We start from the raw sequence: 6522 nt of genomic DNA on the forward strand, positions 1-6522 counted from the left end.
TTTCGGCCATGGCGTTGTCGAAGGCGTCGCCGATGCTGCCCATCGAGGCCACCACGCCGGACGTGCGCAGGGTGCGGCCGAAGTCGATCGAGGTGTACTGGACGCCGTGGTCGCTGTGATGGATCAACCCTTCGGCGGGTTTGCGCTGGTGCAGGGCCATGCCGAGGGCGTCGAGGACGAGTTCGCGGCGCAGGTGGTCGGCCATGGCCCAGCCCACGACGCGGCGGGTGCAGGCGTCGAGGACCACGGCCAGGTAGAGGAAGCCCTCCCAGGTGCGCAGGTAGGAGATGTCGGCAACCCACAACTGGTCCGGGCCCTCGGCGACGAACTGGCGCCCGACCAGGTCCGGGGCGACCGACCCGGCGCCGACACGGGAGCGCTTCTTGCCGTGGCGGCGGCGGTGGATGCCCTCGATCCCGGCCACGGTCATCAACCGGGCGACCTTCTTGTGGTTCCAGACCCGGCCACGGTCGTGGATCTCGGCGGTCAAGCGTCGGGCGCCGTAGGTGCGGCGGTGCTCGGCCCAGGCATCGTGCAGTTCGTTCGCGGCGTAGGCGTCAGCAAGATCTTCCTCGGAGATCACGGGTCGGCCGCGACCGATCCAGTCGTAGAACGCCGAGGTGCTGACCTGCAGGACCCGGCACAGGAGACGGACGGGGTAGGTGGTCTTCTCCGCGGCGATGAACCCGTAGATCGCTTCTCGGGTCACCGGTCTGTCTCCCGGGCGAAGAAGACCGCGGCTTTTCGCAAGACCTCCTTCTCCAGCTCCAGCTCCGCGACCCGCCGGCGCAGCCGGGCGAGCTCGGCGCGTTCCTCGCCACTGACCGCGGCCGGTCCGTCGCGACGTTCGCGGCGCAGCGCCTCGACCCAGTTCCGTAGGGTCTCGTGGTTGACCCCGAGCTCGCGGGCTACGTCCCGGATCGAGCGGCCCCCGTCGAGTGCGAGCTTCGCGGCGTTGCGCCGGAACTCCTCGGGGTACTTGCTTCGACGCCCCATCGCGCGTCCTCCTCCTCGGCTACTGCCAATTCTGGAGGTGTCCGGCCCGCGGGGGTCACTTCAGACGGCGGTTTCTACATGTACTGCACGCCGATCGACCGCACGCCCGGCTACTACTGCACGCCGACCGACGGTCGCCCCCCGGTCGGCAACCCGGTACCGCCGCCGCTGACGACGACGGCCCCGCCGCTTCCAACGACCGAGGAGCCTCCGGCGCCCTCGCCGGAACCCTCCAGTCCGCCCATCACCCAGACCCCGACAACCTCACCGAGCTCAGGTAGTGAGGGCTCCCCCGATCCAGGCCCCCTCACCGGCGGGATTCCGCCGGCTACGGAATCAACCGCAGAACCGTCATCTGCTCCGGCGTAGCGCTCAGCGGCCGCAGGCGTGGCATCAGATGTGGCACGAACTGCGGTTCACGCGTGCTCAGTCGCTACTCGCGCGGCAGGCATCGGTCGCGTCCCGTGGGGTGGTGGAGTTCGGGTTCGCCGGTCTCGGCGTGGCGATCATGACGGAGACGGCCATCGTGTGACGGTCAGTGAGACCTGGCTAAGGGTTCTCACGAAGGGACACGACACACGATGGCCATGGACCATGCCGCCCTACTCGAAGTGCTGGACGCACTCAAGGCCGGTGACGCCGGTGACCGCGTCCGGGTCGCGGCCGAGACGATGTATCAGGCGTTGATCGACACCGAGGTGTCGGCCACGATCGGTGCCGGGCGGTGGGAACGCAGCCCGGCACGCAGTAATCAGCGCAACGGGTCCCGGCCGCGCACGCTGGCCACCCCGGCGGGGGATCTGGCGTTGCGGATCCCGAAGCTGCGGACCGGGTCGTTCTTCCCCGCCCTGCTCGATCGCCGCCGTCGGGTCGATCAGGCGTTGTTCGCGGTGGTGATGGAGGCCTACGTGCGGGGTGTCCACGCGCAAGGTCGACGACCTGGTGCAGGCGCTGGGGGTCGGGTCGGGGATCTCCAAGAGCGAGGTGTCCCGGATCTGCGCCGAGCTCGATGATCAGGTGGCCGCGTTCCGCGGTCGGTCGCTGGCCGCCAGCAGCTACCCGTATGTGTTCCTCGATGCCACCTACGGCAAGGCCCGGGTCGACCACCAGGTCGTGTCCCAGGCGGTGGTCGTGGCGATCGGGGTCCGCGCCGACGGGCACCGCGAAGTCCTCGGGGTGGATGTCGGGGACAGCGAGAACGGGGCGTTCTGGACCGCGTTCCTGCGCTCGCTCAAGGCCCGCGGCCTGTCCGGGGTCAAGTTGGTGATCGCCGACGCGCACCTCGGGCTGGCCCAAGCCGTGCGCACCGTGCTGCTCGGAGCGGGGGTCCAACGCTGCCGGGTGCACTTCATGCGCAACGTGCTCGCCGTCGTGCCGAAGTCGAACGCGGAGATGGTGGCCGCCCTGGTCCGCACCATTTTCGCCCAGCCCGACGCGGGCGCGGTGCGCGAGCAGCTGCACACCGTCGCTGACATGTTGGGGCGGCAGTTCCCGCAGGTCCAAGCGATGCTCGAGGCGGCGGCCGAGGAGTTGCTGGCGTTCACCGCGTTCCCGCCCGGGCACTGGAAGAAGATCTGGTCGACCAACCCGTTGGAGCGGCTGAACAAGGAGATCAAACGCCGCATCGACGTGGTCGGGGTCTTCCCCAACCCCGCCGCCCTGCTGCGCCTGGCCGGCGCCGTCCTGGCTGAGCAGCACGATCCGACCCCAGCTCCACGTGTGACCGGCACGTTCTCTGCTGAATAGATCGTCATTGCGACAGTCGCGCCACGGGATGACGGCCGCTGCCCAGCAGGAGCGGCCGCCACGTCGTCGCAGCTTCCCGGCGAGCTGCGAGCCTGCTACGGCAGAAACGTGAGGCCTCGACGTGTCAGACCATGGAGCAGGACTCGGCCGCGATCGTCGCGGGCACGGTCAGCTTCCCCCGGGAGGGTTTCCAGAAGGCGCGAGTGCTCGTCATGCCACAACACGTCGGTGTCGTCGACATCGGCGATCGGCCGCCGACGAGGTAGCGCGGCCTCGCCCTCACCGTCGATCACTTCGAACCGGACCCGGTCACCCGCGTGCTCCGGTACGCCGAGGCGCGCGGCGACCTCGACCAAATGGCGCCACGACGAACTCGTGCGCACCATCCGGAGTGGACAGACTCATGGCCGCCACCTCCCTCGTCGGGCCATCATCGCACCAGCAGCCTCCCCGACGGGATCGTCGGCGAGGTGGGCACATGCCACCGTCCTCGGGCATGCTCCGTGTCACTCGCCGTGACCGGGAGCAGCGGACGCGTGTGCCGCGGGATGGGCTGCGAACTGGTGATCCTGCTGCCCTGACAGGTTTCTCGAGCGAGGTTGCACAGCGTCGGCGCTGCTAGATGCCCTGGCCTCGACGGGCTCAAGCCGGCGGCGACCCTGCACGGCGGTGGTGACCGTCCACGCCGCAACGAGCGGCATGCTCGCCAGCATCGCCGGGGCGTGACGGCCGCGGCCGCCGCGTGCGGGGCCGTGCTCGGCCCGACGTGGAAATGCGCGAGCGGCCCGATCCTGTCGGGGCGCGTGGCTAGCTTCCCGCCGTGGCCTACGTCCCTCCCGCGACGCTCGACCTCGGCTTCCTGGACGCACTCCCCGACCCCGGCGGGTGGCGCACGGACCGGGTCACGCACTGGCACCCGACCGTCACCGAGATCGGGACGAACGTGCGGGAGCGGTACGCGATGGAGCGCTGGCACCGGATCGTGTCCGAGGAGTTCGTCGGCACCGAGACCGACCCGCGCCGGGCGCTGCTATGGGTCACCGAGCAGCGCGCGCGGGCTATCCGCCGGGCGTCGGACCCGGAGCTGTACGCACGACGCATCGGCTGGGGCACGCGTGCGGACTTCGAGTTCCAGGCGATGTGTTCGTGGGAGTCGCTGACCCGCCCCGGCCGGACCCCCGCCGGCGGCGGGGTCGCCGTACGGGACGGGTGGTCGGTGGAGATCTACGCGACCCCGATGACCGCGGCCGACTGCTCCCGACGCCACCGAGATGAGCTGTCGATTGACAATCGATAGGTCTCGATCGATACTCGGCACATGCCCCCACGCCGCGCCGTCGTGCTCCTCCGGGTCGTGCTCGTCCTGCTGTTCCTCGTCGCGACCCTGGGCCAGGGCGTCCTGGTCCACGAGGGCGTCGCCGAGCTGGGTGCCGGCCGGATCCCGGACCTCACGCGGCCGGGCTGGGCGATCCTGCTGGTCGCGCTGCTCGGGCTGGTCTGCGTGCAGGTCGTCATCGTGGCCACGGGCAAGCTGCTGACGCGGGTCGCGCGCGACGAGATCTTCAGCCCGGGGGCGCTGCCGTGGGTGGACGCGATCGTGTGGTCGATCGTCGCGGGGTGGGTGCTGCTGCTGTGCGCGGCCGCGCCCGTCTACGTCGTCGCCGAGCTCGACGACGCTCCCGGGCTGGCCGCGATGCACCTGCTCCTGCTGCTCGTCGGGGCCGCGGTGGGGCTGCTGATGGTGGTCATGCGGGCGCTGCTGCGGCAGGCGACGATGCTGCGGGTCGACCTCGACGCGGTCATCTGATGGCGATCGTCGTGCGGATCGACGTCGAGCTGGCCCGGCGCAAGATGAGCGTCGGGGAGTTCGCCGAGCGTGTCGGGCTCACGCCGGCCAACGTCGCGGTACTGAAGAACGGGCGCGCCAAGGCGGTGCGGTTCAGCACCCTGGAGGCCATGTGCCGGGTGCTGGAGTGCCAGCCCGGCGACCTCCTGGAGTGGGTCGACGACGAGCACGCCGACCCGGCCGTCCCCGCGGCCCAGGGCGGGGACCGCCGGTGACGCGCGCCGCCGTCGAGGCCCCGCCGCTCACCCCCCGCGAGCTCGACGTCGTGCGCGCGGTGGCCCACGGCGCCACCAACGCGGAGATCGCGGCGGCGCTGCACGTGACCGTGTCGACGGTCAAGACCCACGTGACCCACGTGCAGGACAAGCTGCTCGCCCGCAACCGCGTGGAGATCGCGGCCTGGGCGTGGCGGACCGGGCTGGTGGGGTGAGACTCAGGGCTGCCAGGTGCGCAGCCAGATCGTCTGCGGCGAGCGCATCAGGTCCGAGAGCGCGGTGTCGGGCAGCACCGTGTCGGTGTCGGTGAGGACGTAGCCCTGCTCGCCCGCCGTCGACAGCGACTGCCCGATCACGTTGACGCCGGTGTCGGCGAGCAGCTGGTTGATGCTCGCCAGCGCGCCGGGGACGCTCGTGTGCAGATAACCCATCCGGAACGCACCCGCCGGACTCGGCGGCGCGACCTGCGGCAGGTTGACCGAGAGCGCCGTCGCGCCGGCCGTAGCGAAGCCGATCAGCTTGCCCGCGACGAAGTGCCCGATCTCCTCCTGGGCCTCCTGCGTGGAGCCGCCGACGTGCGGGGTGAGGATGACGTTGTCGAGCCCGCGCAGGGGTGACTCGAATGCGTCGCCCTGGGCCTTCGGCTCGATCGGGAACACGTCGATCGCCGCGCCGGAGAGGTGGCCGGACAGGATGTGCTCGCGCAGCGACGCGTCGTCGACGACCATGCCGCGCGAGGCGTTGATGAACACCGCGCCCGGCTTCATCCGTGCGAACTGGTCGGCACCGAACAGGCCGGCGTTGCCGGGCCTGCCGTCGACGTGCAGGCTCACGACGTCGGACTCGGCGAGCAGCTGGTCGAGCGTGCCGACGCGCCGGGCGTTGCCGTGGGCGAGGCGGTCGGCGGTGTCGAAGAAGATCACCCGGAGACCGACGGCCTCGGCGACGTTGGACAGCTGCGTGCCGATGTTGCCGTAGCCGACGATGCCGAGCGTGCGGCCGCGGACCTCGTGGCTGCCCTTCGCCGACTTGTCCCACACGCCCTCGTGCATCCGGCGGGTCTTCTCGGGCAGCCGGCGGGCCAGCGAGATGATCTCGCCCAGCACCAGCTCCACGACGCTGCGGGTGTTGGAGAACGGCGCGTTGAAGACCGCGATCCCGCGCGCGGAGGCGTCGGCCAGGTCGACCTGGTTGGTGCCGATGCAGAAGCAGCCCACGGCCAGGAGGTCCTTGCCCGCCTCCAGCACCCGCGGGGTGATCGTGGTGTTGGAGCGGATGCCGAGCAGCGACACCCCGGGCAGCGCGTCGAGGAGCTCGTCCTCGCTCAGGGACCCGGTGCGGGCGTCGACCTCGAAGCCCGCGCGCCGGAACGCCTCCGTCGCGACCGGATGGATGTTTTCCAGGAGGAGCACCTTCACCGGGCCAATTTAGACCAGCCGCCCGCACGCGGGACGCGCCGCACGATCGGGTGACGACCGGCGGCCACCGCAACACCCCGGCGGGTGACGGCGATGAAGAGGCGAGACCCGAACCGGAAGGAGCCCCGATGGACACCCACGTCGTCGGATCGCGCCGGGAGCTCGACGTCATCGCCGCCCTGCGGCGGCTGCGCCCGGCGCTCGACCCCGAGCCCGCGGCCCGGGAGGCCGCGAAGCACCGCCTGATGATGGTGCTCACCGCGCTCCCGCCCGCCGACGGCGCGCGGATGGTCGGCTAGGG

8 protein-coding genes and 2 pseudogenes are annotated in these 6522 nt (G+C 71.0%); 6 read left to right on the forward strand and 4 right to left on the reverse strand.

The genetic code is table 11. From position 1 onward, the window contains the following. Both PHY01_RS25875 and PHY01_RS25880 read right to left on the reverse strand, forming a co-directional pair. A partial coding sequence (locus PHY01_RS25875; protein ID WP_141282870.1) for an IS3 family transposase occupies nucleotides 1–709 on the reverse strand: 709 nt, incomplete at its 3' end. Next, complete coding sequence (locus tag PHY01_RS25880) at nucleotides 706–996, reverse strand: transposase (protein ID WP_098956241.1); 291 nt, start codon at nucleotides 994–996, stop codon at nucleotides 706–708. The genes PHY01_RS25880 and PHY01_RS25875, both read right to left, overlap by 4 nt. Nucleotides 997–1577: 581 nt before the next feature. On the opposite strand from PHY01_RS25880, the pseudogene PHY01_RS25885 reads away from it, so the two are divergent. After that, nucleotides 1578–2697: pseudogene (locus tag PHY01_RS25885) on the forward strand (IS256 family transposase); the annotation flags it as partial. A 140-nt stretch (nucleotides 2698–2837) separates the two neighbouring features. Here PHY01_RS25885 and PHY01_RS25890 read toward each other — a convergent pair. Then, nucleotides 2838–3128, reverse strand: a complete 291-nt coding sequence (locus tag PHY01_RS25890) for a hypothetical protein (protein ID WP_141282872.1) — start codon at nucleotides 3126–3128, stop codon at nucleotides 2838–2840. A 434-nt stretch (nucleotides 3129–3562) separates the two neighbouring features. On the opposite strand from PHY01_RS25890, the gene PHY01_RS25895 reads away from it, so the two are divergent. The 4 genes and pseudogenes from PHY01_RS25895 to PHY01_RS27860 form a co-directional block, all read left to right on the forward strand. Next, a complete protein-coding gene (locus tag PHY01_RS25895; protein ID WP_141282874.1) occupies nucleotides 3563–4039 on the forward strand; it encodes a hypothetical protein in 477 nt (158 codons plus the stop codon). Between the two features lie 21 nt (nucleotides 4040–4060). Beyond that, on the forward strand, nucleotides 4061–4549 hold the full coding sequence (locus PHY01_RS25900) for a DUF2975 domain-containing protein (RefSeq protein ID WP_141282876.1): 489 nt from the start codon (nucleotides 4061–4063) through the stop codon (nucleotides 4547–4549). After that, nucleotides 4549–4803, forward strand: a complete 255-nt coding sequence (locus tag PHY01_RS25905; RefSeq protein ID WP_141282878.1) for a helix-turn-helix domain-containing protein — start codon at nucleotides 4549–4551, stop codon at nucleotides 4801–4803. Before PHY01_RS25900 ends, PHY01_RS25905 begins: the two co-directional genes overlap by 1 nt. A 17-nt stretch (nucleotides 4804–4820) precedes the next feature. After that, nucleotides 4821–5018: pseudogene (locus PHY01_RS27860) on the forward strand (response regulator transcription factor); the annotation flags it as partial. Between the two features lie 3 nt (nucleotides 5019–5021). Here the strand turns inward: PHY01_RS27860 and serA are convergent. Continuing rightward, entirely contained in the window at nucleotides 5022–6221 is a 1200-nt protein-coding gene (gene serA / locus PHY01_RS25915) for a phosphoglycerate dehydrogenase (RefSeq protein ID WP_141282882.1), read from the reverse strand. 128 nt (nucleotides 6222–6349) lie between these two features. On the opposite strand from serA, the gene PHY01_RS26785 reads away from it, so the two are divergent. Further along, a complete protein-coding gene (locus PHY01_RS26785) occupies nucleotides 6350–6520 on the forward strand; it encodes a hypothetical protein (RefSeq protein WP_170183991.1) in 171 nt (56 codons plus the stop codon). Nucleotides 6521–6522 lie beyond the last annotated feature (2 nt).

It is taken from the genome of Pseudonocardia hydrocarbonoxydans (genome assembly GCF_006539565.1).
GTDB classification, from domain to species: Bacteria; Actinomycetota; Actinomycetes; order Mycobacteriales; family Pseudonocardiaceae; genus Pseudonocardia; species Pseudonocardia hydrocarbonoxydans.